At 46.4% G+C, this 15882-nt stretch carries 15 protein-coding genes; 4 read left to right on the plus strand and 11 right to left on the minus strand.

The window, feature by feature from the left end:
- Positions 1-80: 80 nt before the first annotated feature.
- The 7 genes from yugI to KNO95_RS06260 form a co-directional block, all read right to left on the minus strand.
- Entirely contained in the window at positions 81-473 is a 393-nt protein-coding gene (gene yugI / locus KNO95_RS06230; RefSeq protein WP_026825531.1) for a S1 domain-containing post-transcriptional regulator GSP13, read from the minus strand.
- Between the two features lie 196 nt (positions 474-669).
- Positions 670-1914, minus strand: a complete 1245-nt coding sequence (locus KNO95_RS06235; RefSeq protein ID WP_214878488.1) for a lysine N(6)-hydroxylase/L-ornithine N(5)-oxygenase family protein — start codon at positions 1912-1914, stop codon at positions 670-672.
- A gap of 58 nt (positions 1915-1972) precedes the next feature.
- Positions 1973-3160 carry an aminotransferase gene (locus KNO95_RS06240; RefSeq protein ID WP_214703470.1) on the minus strand — a complete coding sequence of 396 codons (1188 nt, stop codon included), beginning with the start codon at positions 3158-3160 and terminating at the stop codon, positions 1973-1975.
- Positions 3157-3651 carry an Lrp/AsnC family transcriptional regulator gene (locus KNO95_RS06245; RefSeq protein ID WP_012726802.1) on the minus strand — a complete coding sequence of 165 codons (495 nt, stop codon included), beginning with the start codon at positions 3649-3651 and terminating at the stop codon, positions 3157-3159. Before KNO95_RS06245 ends, KNO95_RS06240 begins: the two co-directional genes overlap by 4 nt.
- 2 nt (positions 3652-3653) lie before the next feature.
- Positions 3654-4454: a glycosyltransferase family 2 protein gene (locus KNO95_RS06250; RefSeq protein WP_026825528.1), complete on the minus strand. Its 801-nt coding sequence runs from the start codon at positions 4452-4454 to the stop codon at positions 3654-3656.
- A complete protein-coding gene (locus tag KNO95_RS06255; protein ID WP_026825527.1) occupies positions 4451-4699 on the minus strand; it encodes a NifU N-terminal domain-containing protein in 249 nt (82 codons plus the stop codon). Before KNO95_RS06255 ends, KNO95_RS06250 begins: the two co-directional genes overlap by 4 nt.
- 12 nt (positions 4700-4711) lie before the next feature.
- The gene (locus KNO95_RS06260; RefSeq protein WP_026825526.1) at positions 4712-4942 is read right to left on the minus strand and encodes a DUF1871 family protein; all 231 of its coding nucleotides are present in this window, start codon (positions 4940-4942) and stop codon (positions 4712-4714) included.
- 518 nt (positions 4943-5460) lie between these two features.
- Here KNO95_RS06260 and KNO95_RS06265 point away from each other — a divergent pair.
- From KNO95_RS06265 to KNO95_RS06275, 3 genes are read left to right on the plus strand one after another with little or no spacing between them, the layout of a single operon-like run.
- Positions 5461-7728, plus strand: a complete 2268-nt coding sequence (locus KNO95_RS06265; RefSeq protein WP_285800479.1) for a ribonucleoside-diphosphate reductase subunit alpha — start codon at positions 5461-5463, stop codon at positions 7726-7728.
- Positions 7729-7780: 52 nt separating this feature from the next.
- A complete protein-coding gene (locus KNO95_RS06270; protein ID WP_026825524.1) occupies positions 7781-8287 on the plus strand; it encodes a flavodoxin domain-containing protein in 507 nt (168 codons plus the stop codon).
- Entirely contained in the window at positions 8244-9284 is a 1041-nt protein-coding gene (locus KNO95_RS06275; protein ID WP_214878489.1) for a ribonucleotide-diphosphate reductase subunit beta, read from the plus strand. The genes KNO95_RS06270 and KNO95_RS06275 overlap by 44 nt, the downstream gene beginning before the upstream one ends.
- Positions 9285-9391: 107 nt before the next feature.
- On the opposite strand, the gene KNO95_RS06280 is transcribed toward KNO95_RS06275, so the two are convergent.
- A complete protein-coding gene (locus tag KNO95_RS06280) occupies positions 9392-11305 on the minus strand; it encodes an N-acetylmuramoyl-L-alanine amidase family protein (RefSeq protein ID WP_214878490.1) in 1914 nt (637 codons plus the stop codon).
- Positions 11306-11431: 126 nt separating this feature from the next.
- Complete coding sequence (locus KNO95_RS06285) at positions 11432-12214, minus strand: MazG nucleotide pyrophosphohydrolase domain-containing protein (RefSeq protein WP_214703467.1); 783 nt, start codon at positions 12212-12214, stop codon at positions 11432-11434.
- Positions 12215-12293: 79 nt separating this feature from the next.
- On the opposite strand from KNO95_RS06285, the gene ytvI reads away from it, so the two are divergent.
- Entirely contained in the window at positions 12294-13427 is a 1134-nt protein-coding gene (gene ytvI / locus KNO95_RS06290) for a sporulation integral membrane protein YtvI (protein WP_026825520.1), read from the plus strand.
- A gap of 10 nt (positions 13428-13437) precedes the next feature.
- Here the strand turns inward: ytvI and KNO95_RS06295 are convergent, their stop codons facing one another.
- Together KNO95_RS06295 and KNO95_RS06300 are read right to left on the minus strand one after the other, a co-directional pair.
- Entirely contained in the window at positions 13438-14097 is a 660-nt protein-coding gene (locus tag KNO95_RS06295) for a DUF429 domain-containing protein (RefSeq protein ID WP_214878491.1), read from the minus strand.
- A gap of 132 nt (positions 14098-14229) precedes the next feature.
- On the minus strand, positions 14230-15672 hold the full coding sequence (locus KNO95_RS06300) for a leucyl aminopeptidase (RefSeq protein ID WP_214878492.1): 1443 nt from the start codon (positions 15670-15672) through the stop codon (positions 14230-14232).
- Positions 15673-15882 lie beyond the last annotated feature (210 nt).

The following is a 15882-nucleotide window of genomic DNA, read 5'->3' on the forward strand; positions in this document are numbered from 1 at the left end:
TTTACAGTTTCGTCATTCAATCCGCCGATTCCTGTAAAATAAAAAAGGTGACCCGTATAGAACGGGTCACCTTTAAATACTTACTTCTTGAAGTTCGTGTTTTTGATCCAGTCTTCAAGTTTATCTTTGAGGACTGTGAATCCTGGAGCTTCTTCTTGCTTGAAGTTAGAAGATGCTTCGTTGCGACGTGGCGCACGACGAGCTGTCTTCGCAGACTTCTCACGTTTTGGAGCTTCTTGAGTCGCTTTCATTGAAAGCTTGATTTTTTTAGAAGCTTCATCCACTTCAAGGATTTTCACTTCAACTTCTTGACCAACTTGAACGTAATCGTTTACGTCTTTTACGTAGTCGTGTGAGATTTCTGAAATGTGGACAAGACCTTGAGTCTCGTCGTCAAGTGCTACGAAAGCACCGAATGGTTGAATTCCTGTTACTTTACCTTTTAAAACTTGATCTTTTTCGTATTTTGCCATTACAAACAACTCCTATGCTAAATTCATCAACTTACTATAACATACTTTTTTCGATAAAGTGTAGAAATTAGTAAAAAAGATTATTTCACCTCGTTGAAATGTTTTAAAGTCGAAGGTCGGGGTAAATACAAATCAAGCAAGACTTCAAGTATTCCCCCCTGATTCCGCTAGGCGACTCGCCTAGCCCTTTTTTTGTTCAAAACGTCGTAAAAGGCTTCTGATGACGGATTGGATAGACGGTTTCCCCTGCCATTTCGTTCAACATCATTGCATTTCGATAGACGGCCATCCCGAGATTCGTTGCGGCCGGACCATGCGAATGTTCTATATTCGTATGCGTGAACAATTTGCCGACAAGCGACTCGCTCATGACCACCTCATACGTTTCCCGGACAGCCCATTCTCCCTCTGATTCCCACACAATCGGGAATCGCTCAATCCAGCTCGGCATGACCGGTCGATACCCTGTCGCCACGACAACGAGATCGTACTCTTTTTCAATCACTTCTCCCGTATATCGTCGCGTCCCTTTCAAACGATGTGTTAACCAATCATAAGAGATCGATTCCACTTCGACCTGTGTCATCATGTCAGCTAGCGTCTCTTCCCCTTCTGCCGTTCGGTGATACAAGGTCTCATAAATCGAGGTCATCGTCTCAGGGTTGACGCCATGACGGAAACGTTCGAATGACCCGAGTAGTTCTTGACGAGCGTCATACGGCAGCCCATGAAAATAATCGACATAATCCACACTAAAGATTTCGTCTCCTAGCTTTCCTGCCTCTAGTGACTCAAAGTGATCGGAGCGTGTGATCCAGTCGACCCGTTGCTCGTCCGTCGCGTCACGCAACAAGTCTAGGAAGACTTCCGCCGCACTCTGCCCACTCCCAACGACCGCGACACGATATCGGTCTCTGAGGACGTCCCGATAGGTCAAATAATCGCTCGTATGAATGACTTGTTCAAATCCATCTGGCACGAATGGTGCTGCACCCGTTCCTAGGACGAGATGTCTTGTATGAACTTGTATTGATTGACCATCTGATTCGACTGTCACGACGAACCCATCTTCTTCCGCTTGAACGTCAGATACATAATGGTCGAAGCGAATCGTCGACAGTTGATTTACAACCCAGCGCAAGTAACGATTGTACTCCGTTCGAGGAATCTTACCTTGTTCTTGCGTGATAAATGTTTGGAGACGACCTGTATCACTCAAATAGTTCAGAAAACTCGACGGATGGGTCGGGTCCGCTAACGTGACGAGATCTTGTAAATAATGTGTCTGCATCGTCATCCCTTCAATCAACATACCCTCATGCCACATCATTTCCGTCCGCTGCTCAAAACAGATTCCTTGTAGTGCTGTCTTTTCTGCAAGAGCCATGAGACCAAGATTATACGGACCACACCCAACTGCTATGTAATCGTAACGTTCCATATTTTCACCTCACCTCTTGTTTTTACACATTCGATTCTTGTAGAACAGAACAAGACCCTCATCGTTGAGAGTCTTGTTCGATAGTCTTCATTTCGAATTGCTTCATGAAACGTTCGATTCGACGAATCGCTTCTTGCAATTGTTCGAGCGATGTCGCATAACTTGCTCGAACGAACCCTTCTCCACTCTCTCCGAAGGCATTACCAGGAACAACGGCGACCCGCTCTTCAATCAAGAGTCGTTCCGCAAATTCTTCACTCGTCAATCCGGTATGCCGAATCGAAGGAAACGCATAGAAAGCACCACCTGGTACATGCGTCGGCAAACCTGCCTTGTTCAGCGCCTGAATAAAGTAGTTCCGGCGTTGACGATAGCTCTTCACCATGTTCGGCACATGTTGATGGCGAGAGCGCAGTGCTTCAAGACCACCAAATTGAACGAGCGTCGGCGCACACATCATGCCATATTGATGGACTTTCAACATCTCCCGCGTCACGACTTCTGGTGCGCAAGTGAAGCCGAGGCGCCATCCTGTCATCGCGAACGCTTTCGAGAAGCCGTTCACGACAATCGTTCGGTCTCTCATGTCGTGGAGCGTCGCAAAGCTGACGAACGGTTCATCGTAACAAAGTTCTGCATAAATCTCGTCACTGACGACCCATAGGTCATGCTTGGTCGCGAGTTCAGCAATTTGTGCGAGTTCCTCACCATTCATCGTGGCACCTGTCGGATTGGATGGGAAGCAAAGTAAAATCGCTTTCGTTCGTTCGGTGATGACACGTTCAACGTCATCTCGATCGAGACGAAAACCATTTTCCGGACGACATGCTACAGGGACCACTTTTCCGCCCGCCATCTCGATGAGGGGACCGTACGATACGAATGCCGGTTCGACCACGATAACCTCATCTCCCGGATTGAGGAGGGAACGAAATGCAATATCGAGTGCTTGTGAAGCCCCTGTAGTAACGATGACTTCCGAAGTCGGATCGTATTCAACTGAAAATCGCTTCTTCATATAATTAGCAATCTCTTCTCGCAATTCGATGAGTCCTGCGTTGGCACTATATGCTGTATATCCTTCTTCAAGAGCAGCATAGCTCGCTTCTCGCACGTTCCATGGCGTGATGAAATCCGGCTCTCCCACCCCGAGAGAGACAACATTTTCCATCGTCTGTGCCAAATCGAAGAAACGGCGAATGCCCGATGGCTTCATCGAGACGACTTGATTTGATAAAGACTTCATGGTGTGATGTTTAACCGCTTGTCTTCAGTTTGTGGGGTGAACAAAATGCCGTCATGCTTGTACGTCTTCAATTTGAAGTGAGTCGTCGTCGACAATACTGAATCTAGCGGTGACAACTTATCCGAAACGAATGAAGCGACGTCTTGCAGTGAGTTCGCACGAATGACGACTTGGAGGTCGTATGCGCCTGACATCAAATAAAGCGCCGTCACTTCCGGGAAGCGATAAATGCGCTCGGCCACATCATCAAACCCTCGTCCCCGTTTTGGGGTGACTTTGACATCGATGAATGCCGTGACATCATGCCGATTTATTTTTTGCCAGTTGACCATTGCCCGAAAACCAAGTAAGATTCCGTCTTGTTTGAACTTCTCAAGCATCGATTCAATCGTCTCTTCATCGAGTGCCAACAAATCAGCTAACATCTTCGTTTCGAGATAGCCTTTCTCTTCTAACAACTCTAACAATTCTAGTTCTTTTGATGAATACATACTTAATCTCCTTCTGTCCGACCAGGTAGCACGCCGGTAAACGTTCTCTCTGTCTGTCTCACATATGAACGTCGTTCTTCCTGAACAATATGGAAGTTCTTCATTTCCATGTCTGTCAGTCCATGTTTTTGACAGAAGCGCTCAAAGTAACGACGTCTCGTTTCGTCTTGTTTTGCCGACAAGTTATCGGTCCCGTTGAATGCGTAAAGTACTGTCGCGCGGGCAGGATGCGACACACTAAATTGTTCCACGACCCTTAATAAGAAATCCCAATCCCAGTAGTTATAGACGTCTTCGTCGAACAGACCAATCGTGTCATGAATCGACTTTCGATACATTGTACCAGACGGGATAAATGTTGAATCTTGACGTATCCGCTCTTGATCGAACTCGTATGCAAAAGGTTCCCATTCGGTCACGACACGACGTCCATGCTTCCATTCAAACCGAAACAATTCGGCATCCGTATAGACAAGGTCAGCCTGTTGAAGATCCCGTAAGCTGTCCTCGAGATGAGTCGGCATGAGGAGGTCATCATCGTCTAACAACAGGATGACATCGCCTTTCGCTTCAAGAACACCACGATTTCGGGCACGGACGTGATGATTTTCGCCGACTTCTATGACACGTACATCCAATTGATTCAAAAAAGGCGCCAAAAGATGTTGTTTTGGCGGCCCCTCATTATTCATAATCAAGACTTCGAACTGTTGAAACGTTTGGACCGTTAAACTTTCAAGCAGTTCTGTCAGTTCCGTCTCGCGTTTATAAGCCGGAATGACAATCGTAACAGTCGGATTCATCCGCGATATGCCGTCTCAACTTGTGGGAGGATTGCTTCCCAACTCACACCGTTCTCTTTCGAAACGGTCACAAAGTCACCATATGCAAACACACTTTCTACGCCTTCAATCTCGACAAGTTTTGCGAGGAGCGGTTGATCTGTCGCTTCGCCTGCTTTCACACTCTGACTTTTCGCACCGAACACGTTTTCTGGAAGTGTCACTTTCATTGCATTCGGGTTAGGTGTTGGATCAATTCGTAACATATTTATTCCTCCTTATAATTGGCAAGATGACGATGCGAAGAGTCGCTGTGCCATCTCGATGATTTCTGATTCTGGTGGACACTCATCGAACGCGTCAAGAAGTGTGCGCCGAATGATTTCGGTTAACTGTTCAGGAGAATTGACGTCAATCAATGCCATCATCACCTCATCGAACTCTGGCCCGTATGAACCTGTCCCATAACCGAGTGGGTCCCATGTCAATAATAAGTCTTCTGTACGCACTTGTTAAACCCTTCTTTTCGTTGAAATCAATGTCCTACCTCATCAATCTACCTTACTTTTCATTAGGATACCAGCCTTGACAAATGGATTCCTCTGTCTCACTTTGACACAACACTATATCTAGTATGGAACGAATAGGGAGACGTGTTTAAACAAAACGTCAAACACTATCTATTCTGTCCGAAAGTGACGTAATGTTCAATGTGGCGATGATGATGAAATCGGATTCGTTTTTTGTGAAAAAACAAGCAATCATATTACATAAATTTTTTTCATCTCAGTTCTCTGTCTCAAATCGGCTCATGAAGCCCTTTTTGAGCAAAAGCAAAAGGTCGGTCGATACATCCAAGAATGTCAAGCATTGCAAAACTAAATATAGATGTTTTATGATTAAAAAGAGATAAAAGTGTCAATATATAGTTAACAGGTATTTTGGTCGTTAACACAATATTGTGGCAGGTTAGGAAGTTCTTATTATACTTTCATAACGTCTACATTTATTAAAGGAGTGATCGATTTTGACATCCCCTATCCATCACGAGACGATGCTACCGGCGGCCCCAACGCTCGCTGACGTCGCCTCTCTTATTCAATCTATCCAGACGCGGTATCCTCAATTAAGTGTGGAGCGCTATGAAGAACGGGCGATTCGGGCGCTCGAAACGAAGACGCTGACACAAGATGTAGTGTATGACTTATTGACGATGCATGCGCTCGACATGTTGAAAGCCGAAGAACCTGACTGGACGTTCGTTGCGACAGAGATGTATTTGAACCGTCTCTATCTCGAAGCGGCACGCAACCGAGGCTACGAGGCTTCAATGCGCTATGGCAACTTCTATCACTTAGTCGAGACGTTGACGTCAAAACGCATCTTTACTCCAGCACTTTTAAATACGTACTCTAAAGAAGATATGGATCATCTTGAATCGTTAATCGATCCATCCCGTGACCGTCTCTTCACATATATCGGACTCCGGACGTTGTCGGACCGCTACCTCGGACGCGACCACGTGAAGAATCTTTATGAACTTCCACAGGAACGCTTCATGGTTATCGCGATGACCCTTATGCAAAAGGAAGATGAGACGACTCGTTTGAAACTCGTCGAAGAAGCGTACTGGGCTCTTTCAAACCTTTACATGACGGTAGCGACACCGACCTTGTCAAATGCCGGCAAATCATACGGACAGCTCAGCTCTTGCTTCATCGATACGGTCGACGACTCACTTCGGGGGATTTACGATTCAAATACAGACGTGGCGACACTCTCGAAAGGGGGCGGCGGCATCGGCGTGTATCTCGGGAAAATCCGTTCACGTGGAAGTGACATTAAAGGATTCAAAGGCGTCTCAAGCGGTGCCCTTCCGTGGATGAAACAATTGAATAACACGGCTGTCTCCGTCGACCAGCTCGGCATGCGCCAAGGCTCAATCGCCGTCTATTTAGATATTTGGCATAAGGATATCTTCGAATTCCTCGATGCGAAATTGAATAACGGAGACGAACGCCTTCGGACACATGACTTGTTTACTGGTGTCTGCTTACCAGATCTCTTCATGCGTACCGTCGAAGAACGTGGGGATTGGCACTTGTTCGACCCACATGAAATTCGTACGGTAATGGGCTACAGCCTCGAGGACTACTTCGACGAAACTGAGAACGGTGGGAGCTTCACAGAGAAATATATGGAATGTGTCAATACGCCAGAATTGTCTCGCGTGACGGTTCCTGCCATCGACCTTGTGAAACGTTATATGCGTTCACAGCTAGAGACAGGCACACCGTACATGTTCTTCCGCGACGCCGTGAACCGCGCGAACCCAAACAAACATGCAGGGATGATTTATAGTTCAAACCTCTGTTCCGAAATCGCGCAAAACATGTCGGCTACGACGATTGAAGAGGAGTACACGCAAGACGGAAAAATCGTCATCACGAAGACTCCTGGTGATTTCGTCGTCTGTAACTTGAGTTCAATCGCGCTCGCCCGGGCTGTGAAAGCAGACGTACTCGAACGTCTCATCCCAATTCAAATGCGTATGCTCGATAACGTGATCGACTTGAATACGATCGAAGTTCCACAGGCGATGATCACGAACCAAAAATACCGTGCGGTCGGTCTTGGTACATTCGGTTGGCATCACTTACTCGCACTCGAAGGAATCCGTTGGGAGTCGGTCGATGCCGTACAATATGCAGAAAAACTGTATGAAAAAATTGCGTATCTCACGATTCAGGCATCGATGGAACTTGCCAAGGAAAAAGGTGCGTTCGGTGTCTTTGAAGGTTCAGAGTGGCACACGGGTGAGTACTTCAAGCGTCGGAACTATCGTTCACACGATGACCTCGATTGGGACGGGCTTGCAGAAGCGGTTCATCAAAACGGTGTCCGTAATGCCTATATGATGGCCATCGCACCGAACTCCTCTACTGCAATCATCGCCGGTAGTACTGCATCGATTGACCCGGTTTATAAGAAAGTCTACTCGGAAGAAAAGAAAAATTATAAGATCCCCGTCACGGTACCGGATTTGACGCCGGAGACGAACTGGTTCTATAAATCAGCGTTCGAAGTCGATCAATTATGGAGCATTCGTCAGAACGCATCGCGTCAACGCCACATCGACCAAGCCATCAGCTTTAACTTGTACGTCAAGAACGATGTAAAGGCGACAGAACTTCTCGCGATGCATCTCGAAGCCTGGTCTCTCGGCATGAAATCGATTTACTATACGCGCTCAACAACCATTGAAGTGGATGAATGTGAGTCTTGTGCCTCATAACTAGTCTCATTATCACGAAGTTAGTCCGTTTTTATGAAAGGTGGTCCACCATATGAACATCGCAATCATTTGTCACTCGATGAGTGGAAACACGGAAGAAGTGGCAACGCTCATCGAAGCGACACATCATCACCGTGGCGACTCGGTCGTCCGCTATGATGCCGATCGAGTCGGTTATCGTGAAGCTCAGTCCCTCGCTACATTCGATCTCGTCTATTTTGGTTCTTATACATGGGCAGATGGCGTCTTACCAGAGGAAATGAAAGACACGTTCCGTCTCGTGTTGAAAGAATTAAATGTGCCGATTCGGCAAGCAGCGGTATTCGGAACGGGTGACAAGATGTTTGTTCACTTCTGTCGTGCGGTCGATGAGATGGCGTACCACCTTTCGAAATACGGAATTCCGCTTGCCGGTGAACTACTCAAAATCGAGCAGTCACCACGTAACCAACCATACAACGTCCAACATTGGGCAGAACGAATGGCTCACCATGTAGAAGAAGGAGTAATGCACCATGTCGATTCAGAAAATCAAATTATTGTCGCCCAAACATCCTAACCGGGCAACTGCCATCATCGGTGGTGAAACGAGCTCAATCGTCAACTGGAACGACATCGCGTATCCTCAGTTCTATACGATTTACAAACAGTTGCTATCCAACTTTTGGATTCCCGATGAGATCTCGATGTCGAAAGACATGCAACAATGGTCGCAGCTGACCGAACGTGAACAGGATGCATTCAAACGAATCATCGGACTGTTATCGATTCTCGACTCGGTCCAGACACGTTATATCCTCGAGTCTTCGATGTTCTCATCCGACTCTTCGGTTCACGCAGTGCTTGCGGTCATTGCGCAACAAGAAGTCGTACACAACCAATCGTATAGCTATGTCTTATCAAGTCTCGTGCCACTAACTGAACAAAATCGCATCTTCGACATCGCTAAAGATGACGAAATGGTCATGAAACGAAACCAATTTATTTTGGACCTATACGAAGATTTCCGTGAAACGCCTAATGCAGAGAACTTCGCGAAATCACTCGTCGCATCCGTCATCCTAGAAGGAATCAACTTCTACTCAGGCTTCGCTTATTTCTATAATCTCGCTCGTCACCAAAAGATGGTCGGTACATCGACGATGATCAGTTACATCCAACGTGACGAGATGCAACATTCATACTTCATCAGTCAGCTCTTACGTGCCGTATTGACAGAAAATCCTAAGATTGATGCAGACGGACAGTTCAGTCAATTCGTATACGACACGATGGCAGAAGCGGTCGACCTCGAGATCGAATGGTGTGAATATGTTCTCCGCGACCTCGACGGACTCGACGTCAGTGAAATGCGTGATTACGTCAAATACTTGGCGAACAAGCGCTTACGCGTCATCGGCCTAAACGACTTGTATGAAGGATTTGACGAAGATGTCATGCCATGGATCCGTGCCTATTCAGACGACTCGCTCAATGCGACAAAATCTGACTTCTTCGAACAGAAGTCACGTTCTTATGCGAAAGTGACAGACGCGAACGGATTTGATGATTTATAAAAAGCGAACCGAACCTTCCAAAGGTTCGGTTTTTTGACGTCATGAATTAGTGCAACATCCGAGCGTGAACAAAAAAGCCCCAGACGTTAAAGTCTGAGGCCGTTAAGTCAATAGTATGTTTGAACATATTTAGCAATTCCTTCAGCCACACCTTCTGCCATACGCTGACGAGAAGTATTACTGCGAAGGTAAGTTAAGTCTGTCGGCGAAGAGATGAATCCTAATTCGACGAGTGCAGATGGCATCGTATTATACGTAATCACGTAATAGTTCGCCGTCTTTACCCCTCGGTTAGACATTCCGCTCATCTTATTTGCCAAGTTACTTTGAATGTTTGATGCAAGTACACGACTCCGAGAACTATGCGCAGACTGTGAAGAATAGAACGTCTCTAAACCTTTGGCGGCAGAAGAACCCGCTGCGTTGACGTGCATGCTGACGAATAAGTCACCGCGTAATGATTTAGCTGCAGCTACGCGTTCACCAAGTGTCAAATAGAGATCTGTTGAGCGTGTGAGTCGCACATTGTAATCGTATTTCGAACGAAGATATGCCTCGACACGCTTTGTGACATCAAGAACAATCGTTTTTTCATACAAAGAACCATTTAGTGCTCCAGGGTCTTTCCCACCATGTCCAGGATCGAGAATGATGACAGTCCCAGTAGATGTACTTGGTTTTGTTGTCATAACGAAACCTGAAGAAATATAGGCATCTTGTCCGTTATATTTGATTTTATGGAACCCGTTCACTGTTCCATAGTGAGAAACAGCTGTAGTGTGCTTGAGCTGACCAACCACGTTCGAATCAAGACTTGCTTTCGAGCGCACATTCAATACATCGCCCGGTGTGTTGATGTATACCGTCCCTTTCGGTGCAGCTTCCGGTGCTGCAGGGGCTTTCCCTTTCGTCAACCACGAACTCGCTGTGTAGTATACTTTCGAGCCGATATGAACCGTCGACCAACTCGAGTTGTACGCCTTATAGGAGACGGCCGTATACTTTGGAAGAACGAGCTGGATAGGTGAACTCTGGTGCGTTTTTCCGAACAAGTTGACCGTTCGGTTCGCATACCCTTGTGTGAGTCCGTCATTCGGCTCCGTTGACGTCGGTGGTTCCGTTGGCGTTTTCGATGTAGAGATCCAAGCAGTCGGTGTGTAATATGTTTCATTTCCAAGATAGACGATCGACCAGCTCGAATTATATTTGCTCGAGACGACAGCCGTGTTTAATGGAAGGACTTTCTGAACTTTCGAACGTTGGTTTCGTTCAGAGAATAATTTCAAATCACGATTCGCATATCCGTCTTTCTTCTCCACACCTGTATCCAATTCGCCTGGTGTGATTCCCCAAGTCGGTGTGTAATAGGTTTCATTTCCAAGATAGACAATCGACCAGCTCGAGTTATATTTACTCGAGACGACAGCCGTGTTTTTCAGAAGGACTTTCTGCACTTTCGAACGCTGGTTTCGTTCAGAGAATAACTTCAAATCACGATTTGTATAGCCGTCCACCCGTTCGACATTCGACTCTGTGAGTTTTGGTGCGATATAGGCTTTTGCGGCATAGTACGTCTTACCATTTAAATAAACCTTTGCCCAAGACGAATTGTGAACAGCGTACTTCACTTCCGTCCCTTTCTTAAGCGTGGTCACAATCGTCGCTGATCGATGGGACGTGACGCGGATGTTTAAATTCGCAGTAGTCACACCGGTAGACGTTGTCGACTGGGTCGTCAACGAATTTGAGGTGGATGAAAGTTTACGAATGTACTGGGCCGAGGCGTAATATGTACGATTGTTTACATACACTTTATGCCAAGATTGATTATACGTACCATACTCTACTTTCGTGCCTCTCGGTAATGTTTTCACTACCGTTCCACTTAGACTAGGTTTCGTACGAATGTTCAAATTGACAGTCGTTTCTCCATCGTAAGTAGCAGCTTCGACAGACGGAAGTTGCATCCCGAACAATAGAACCGTTAAGATGAGGGCAACTTTCAATAGTTTCATTTTCATCCAAAATATTCCTTTCTCATTGCGGCATTTCCTACTAACAACAATTACATATTAGCATAATGCTTTTTTAAAAAAAGTAAATATTTGAAAAAAAGATGAATGTTTTTGATAAAAAGGTAAATGTTTTTATTGAATCGGCCGAATGACTAAAAACCGCTCCGATTCATAGTCTTCTACTGTTATCATGAACCCGTCTGTAACAAGAAAATCCTCGACTCGAATGAGTCCATCTCGTTTTTGATGAATCACAAATCCATCTAATCCTTCAATTGAAGCGATTCGATAGAAACGCTCTATATGATGTTCTCGTTCTATATATCGGTCGAACCGTTCAAATGATTGAACCGGAATTCCACCCCAGTAGCGACCTGATTGGTGCCTCATATAAGTACGAACGGATGCTTCCGTGATGGGGTCCGGTGTATGATCGAAGCGACCAAAGTCACGATTCGATTTTTCTTCGATCAGGTCGAACAGTGAATCGAACAAATGGAGGTTACTCAATGTACCGATTGATAAAACGGCACATTGCAATTGCTCGATGTGGCGTTGAAGCGACTGTCCATGCCGGTTCGGTTTCAGCTTCTTATCTCCTTCATAAGCGTTCAAAATTCGAGCCACTTCGCCCGCTTCTTCAACGATTTGAAAATAAAGCTGTTCTTGCGTCTCTCCTTCAGTGTTCGCTTCCGGTTGTCGGAGTTGAATCGCATATTGATTCGCCAGACACGTCGAGATGACAAGGACATCGAGCAACTCTTCTTTTAATTCATCCATCGCACCTCTTCGCAATGCTCCTCCCACTTCTCCCACTTCTTCTAACAATCTTGCCAGACCGGATAAAGGTCTCCAATAACCACCTAAATGAAGAATCATCTCATCAATTTTTTGTTGAACCTCTCTCACGCTCATTCACCTATCTTTCTGCTTTATTTACCGCTTACATGATATACTATGCTCAATTCAGTTGTCCGGAAAGGGTGGGTTTTATATGTCATCGGCAAGACTTTGGCAATTGCTTCGATTCGTACTCGTTGTGATTGGTTTATTTATGTTCACCTGGGTATTGAACATACTTTTTGAATATACGTATCCTTTCGTATTTGCCCTTCTCTTATCCTTGATGACCGTCCCGCTCGTCAATTTTTTTGAACGAAAAACAAATATGCCACGCGCACTCGGTACACTCATTTCCTTAGTCATCGTGCTCAGCATCGTCGTCGGTATCATTACCATTGTTATCATTCAATTGATTCACTACGCAACAATTGCTGCAGAGAGACTCCCTGAACAAATCGAGACGTTCACCGAATTCATCCAACGGGTATTCAATGAGAAAATAGCGCCGCTCGTCAATGATGCGTACGAGAGCTATCAACAGCTAAACCCCGGGCAGACGACATCTTTAGAAGGTGGAATCACGGAACTCGGCGTCCAACTCGCTGCTGCGATCGGCGTTCTCTCACGAGGAGTCGCAAGTGTCCTACAGAGCATGTTAGCTGCCCTCCCGCTCGTCTTACTACTCGTTGTCGTCATTGTTCTCGCTTGGTTCTTCATCACAAAAGATTGGCCATCATATATCGATTCACTTAATCGTTTGAATAAACGTAAAGGTTTTAAAGAATTTGAGGAAGTGATGATCAATCTTAAATCCGCCCTTTTTGGCTATGTACGAGCTCAATTCACTCTTATTTCTATCACGTTCGGAATCGTACTTGTCGGCATGTTCATCCTTCGTATCGACAACCCCCTTTCCTTCGCTCTACTTGCAGGGTTCTTTGACCTGTTACCATATTTAGGGGTCGGGACGTTGCTTATTCCATGGGCAGCCTATGCCGCTGTGTCAGGGGACTGGTTTGTTTCAATCGGGTTGATTGTGTTGTATATCGTCGTTATCGTCCAACGCAACTTGGCTGAACCGAAGATTGTCGGCTCCCATATTGGCTTGAACCCACTGGCCGCACTCATCTCAATTTTTGTCGGTTTGAAGCTATTCGGTGTATTAGGTTTCATCGTCGGACCCGTGCTTGCCGTTCTCTTAAAGGCGCTATACAACGCCAAAGTGTTTCATTATATGTGGCGGTTCATCGTTGGACCGCCTACGACGACAGCAAAAGAGCGATGAAATGTTGATTTCATCGCTCTTTTTTCATTTGAGGTACAGCCACATTGGGCTCATGTGTTTTACTTGGATGTAGCAAAAGACCGCTTGTCCCGGCTTCGTACGCCGCTACTGCTAGAATGCAGGCATCGATAATATCATCCACTTGCACGTTCGACATCTTCCATTTCCAAGGAGAGCTTTTGGAATACTTCCGAAGCAACTCGATTCTCTCTTCCTGACCCTCGCTCGTCTTTTTCCGATGTGACGCCTCTTGTCCCAACATGACCGAAAAACAGACTTCCGGATGCGACTCGTAGACGTTCTCTGCTTCCACGCGTTGAAACTCACGGATACGCGGAACGAGATGCCAAGCTTGTTTACTAATCCCTTTACCAACCAACGCCCGACTTCTTTCGTTTGCTTCCTCATACGTCGCTTCATGCAACACCTCTTGAATCGGCGGGGTGAAGACGGACGACTTTCGTTGACTGAGTCGGCTCCGCATCCACGCATCGCATTCGCGACTTGGATGGTCGACCGTCCCTAGATCTTTCGGCATATCTACAAAATGCATGGCACCGTCGATCAGTAGTTCCTCTATCGTTTCCGAAATCGTTAAACAAAGTGAGATGCTGTCGTATGTGATCCGTACCCAGCCGCCACGTGCACCATCAATCCCTACTCCTACCATGTCGTACCTCCTGTAACATCATCAACACGCCAAATACGGCGAGAAACATTGTGCTCCCTAACCAAATACGGTTCGGCCAGACCGTGTAGCAAAAGCCACACAGAATCGCCAAACCGATTAATATACCTGCTCTTACCGCTCCCACGATTCAATCATCCGTGCGAGTGTCCGAACCATGACACCAGTCGGCCCCTTCGGACCGAGGTCATTCGCTGCCGCACGTTCGCTCGTTCCCGCAATATCGAGATGTAGCCACGGTGTATCTCCGACAAACTCACCGACAAACGCGCCACCAAAAATCATATGTCCGAAACGACCTGGTGAGTTGTTCAAATCGGCAACTTCCGATTTTCTCACCTTGTCGATAAAGACATCAAAATATGGCATTTGCCATACAAGCTCATTCGTTTCGTGACTCGCCGTTTCAAGTGAACGATAGAGCGTATCATCGTTCGTCAGACATCCCGTCACGTCCGTACCGAGTGCGACAAGGACACCGCCTGTCAACGTAGCCACATCGATGATGGCCGTCGGTTCGTACGTTTTGGCAAATGTGACAGCATCCGCTAAGACGAGACGTCCTTCTGCATCGGTGTTCAATACTTCGATCGTCTTTCCGTTCATCGCTGTAATCACATCATCCGGTTTGAACGCATCACCTGAAATCATGTTGTCCGTCGCACCGATAATTCCGATCACGTTACGTTTTGGTCGCGTCAATCCAAGGGTCTCGAATAATCCGAGGACGGTAGCTGCACCACCCATGTCCCCCTTCATCCCGACGATGCCATCCTTCGGCTTGATTGAATAGCCGCCCGTATCAAACGTGACACCCTTCCCGACAACGGCGATCGGAGCTTCTTCATCCGCACCGCGATACTCGATTACAATCAATTTCGGTGGAATCGTCGAACCTTGGTTAACTGCGAGCAATGCGCCCATGCCGAGGGATTCCACCTCTTCTTTTTCAAGGATGCGGTATTTGAAATCATGTCGTTTCGCTAACTCGATCGCGTAATCCGCCAGTGTCTCCGCTGTCAAAATATTGGCTGGCATCATCGTTAACTCGCGTGCAACGTTGACCCCTTTTCCATAGGCGACACCGGCATCGATGTCCTTTTGATCCACGTCACCAAGGAGTGTGATCGTCGGCTCTTCAACCGCTTGTTTCGGCTCAGATTTGTATGTAGGATGTTCATACGTCGCCATCTCATACGCTTCTGTGAACATACGTGTCGCACCATCTGTAAACGTTTCGAGTGCTACCGCAACGTTTTTAAACCCACGACCCTTTATGACTTTCGCCACTTTCCCAAACCAGTTCCGAACGTTCTCTGTTGTCATGTCGTTCCGCTGACCAAGTCCGACAAACAAGACTCGTGCCGTTTCGCCAGCGAATGTCGGCAGCAATGTCACTTCTCCCGTTTTTGTTGACAGGTCTCCTGACTGAATGAGCGCTTTGACGCGTCCTCCGAACAATGTGTCGAGTCCTTTATCGATTGAATCAGCCGCGCCGATTCCGACGACCATCGTCTCATATGAATCTGTCCAATTTAATTGGGCAATTTGATACATGTTGCCACTTCCCTTCTATAATATATGGTAAGCATAACGAACTTCTCCAAAATAATGAAATAGTATGCGCAAGAGTCAAGAAATCTTCGAATTCATGGGCTATCTCCTCGTTGTGACGTTGTTTTATTTTATGATAGGATAAGAAAGTACGCAATCGGGCTTCTCTTCATCCTGAAGTGAGGCCAATTTGACTGGTCGAGGCTTCCCCTA

The sequence above is a fragment of the Exiguobacterium sp. ERU653 genome, assembly GCF_018617775.1.
In the GTDB taxonomy this organism is placed as follows: Bacteria; Bacillota; Bacilli; order Exiguobacteriales; family Exiguobacteriaceae; genus Exiguobacterium; species Exiguobacterium marinum.

Excerpts from the sequence above, each read along its gene's own strand:
- yugI (WP_026825531.1), bottom strand. The coding sequence starts at position 473 with ATGGCAAAATACGAAAAAGATCAAGTTTTAAAAGGTAAAGTAACAGGA.
- KNO95_RS06235 (WP_214878488.1), bottom strand. The coding sequence starts at position 1,914 with ATGGAACGTTACGATTACATAGCAGTTGGGTGTGGTCCGTATAATCTT.
- KNO95_RS06240 (WP_214703470.1), bottom strand. The coding sequence starts at position 3,160 with ATGAAGTCTTTATCAAATCAAGTCGTCTCGATGAAGCCATCGGGCATT.
- KNO95_RS06245 (WP_012726802.1), bottom strand. The coding sequence starts at position 3,651 with ATGTATTCATCAAAAGAACTAGAATTGTTAGAGTTGTTAGAAGAGAAA.
- KNO95_RS06250 (WP_026825528.1), bottom strand. The coding sequence starts at position 4,454 with ATGAATCCGACTGTTACGATTGTCATTCCGGCTTATAAACGCGAGACG.
- KNO95_RS06255 (WP_026825527.1), bottom strand. The coding sequence starts at position 4,699 with ATGTTACGAATTGATCCAACACCTAACCCGAATGCAATGAAAGTGACA.
- KNO95_RS06270 (WP_026825524.1), top strand. The coding sequence starts at position 7,781 with ATGAACATCGCAATCATTTGTCACTCGATGAGTGGAAACACGGAAGAA.
- KNO95_RS06275 (WP_214878489.1), top strand. The coding sequence starts at position 8,244 with ATGTCGATTCAGAAAATCAAATTATTGTCGCCCAAACATCCTAACCGG.
- KNO95_RS06280 (WP_214878490.1), bottom strand. The coding sequence starts at position 11,305 with ATGAAAATGAAACTATTGAAAGTTGCCCTCATCTTAACGGTTCTATTG.
- KNO95_RS06285 (WP_214703467.1), bottom strand. The coding sequence starts at position 12,214 with ATGAGCGTGAGAGAGGTTCAACAAAAAATTGATGAGATGATTCTTCAT.
- ytvI (WP_026825520.1), top strand. The coding sequence starts at position 12,294 with ATGTCATCGGCAAGACTTTGGCAATTGCTTCGATTCGTACTCGTTGTG.
- KNO95_RS06295 (WP_214878491.1), bottom strand. The coding sequence starts at position 14,097 with ATGGTAGGAGTAGGGATTGATGGTGCACGTGGCGGCTGGGTACGGATC.
- KNO95_RS06300 (WP_214878492.1), bottom strand. The coding sequence starts at position 15,672 with ATGTATCAAATTGCCCAATTAAATTGGACAGATTCATATGAGACGATG.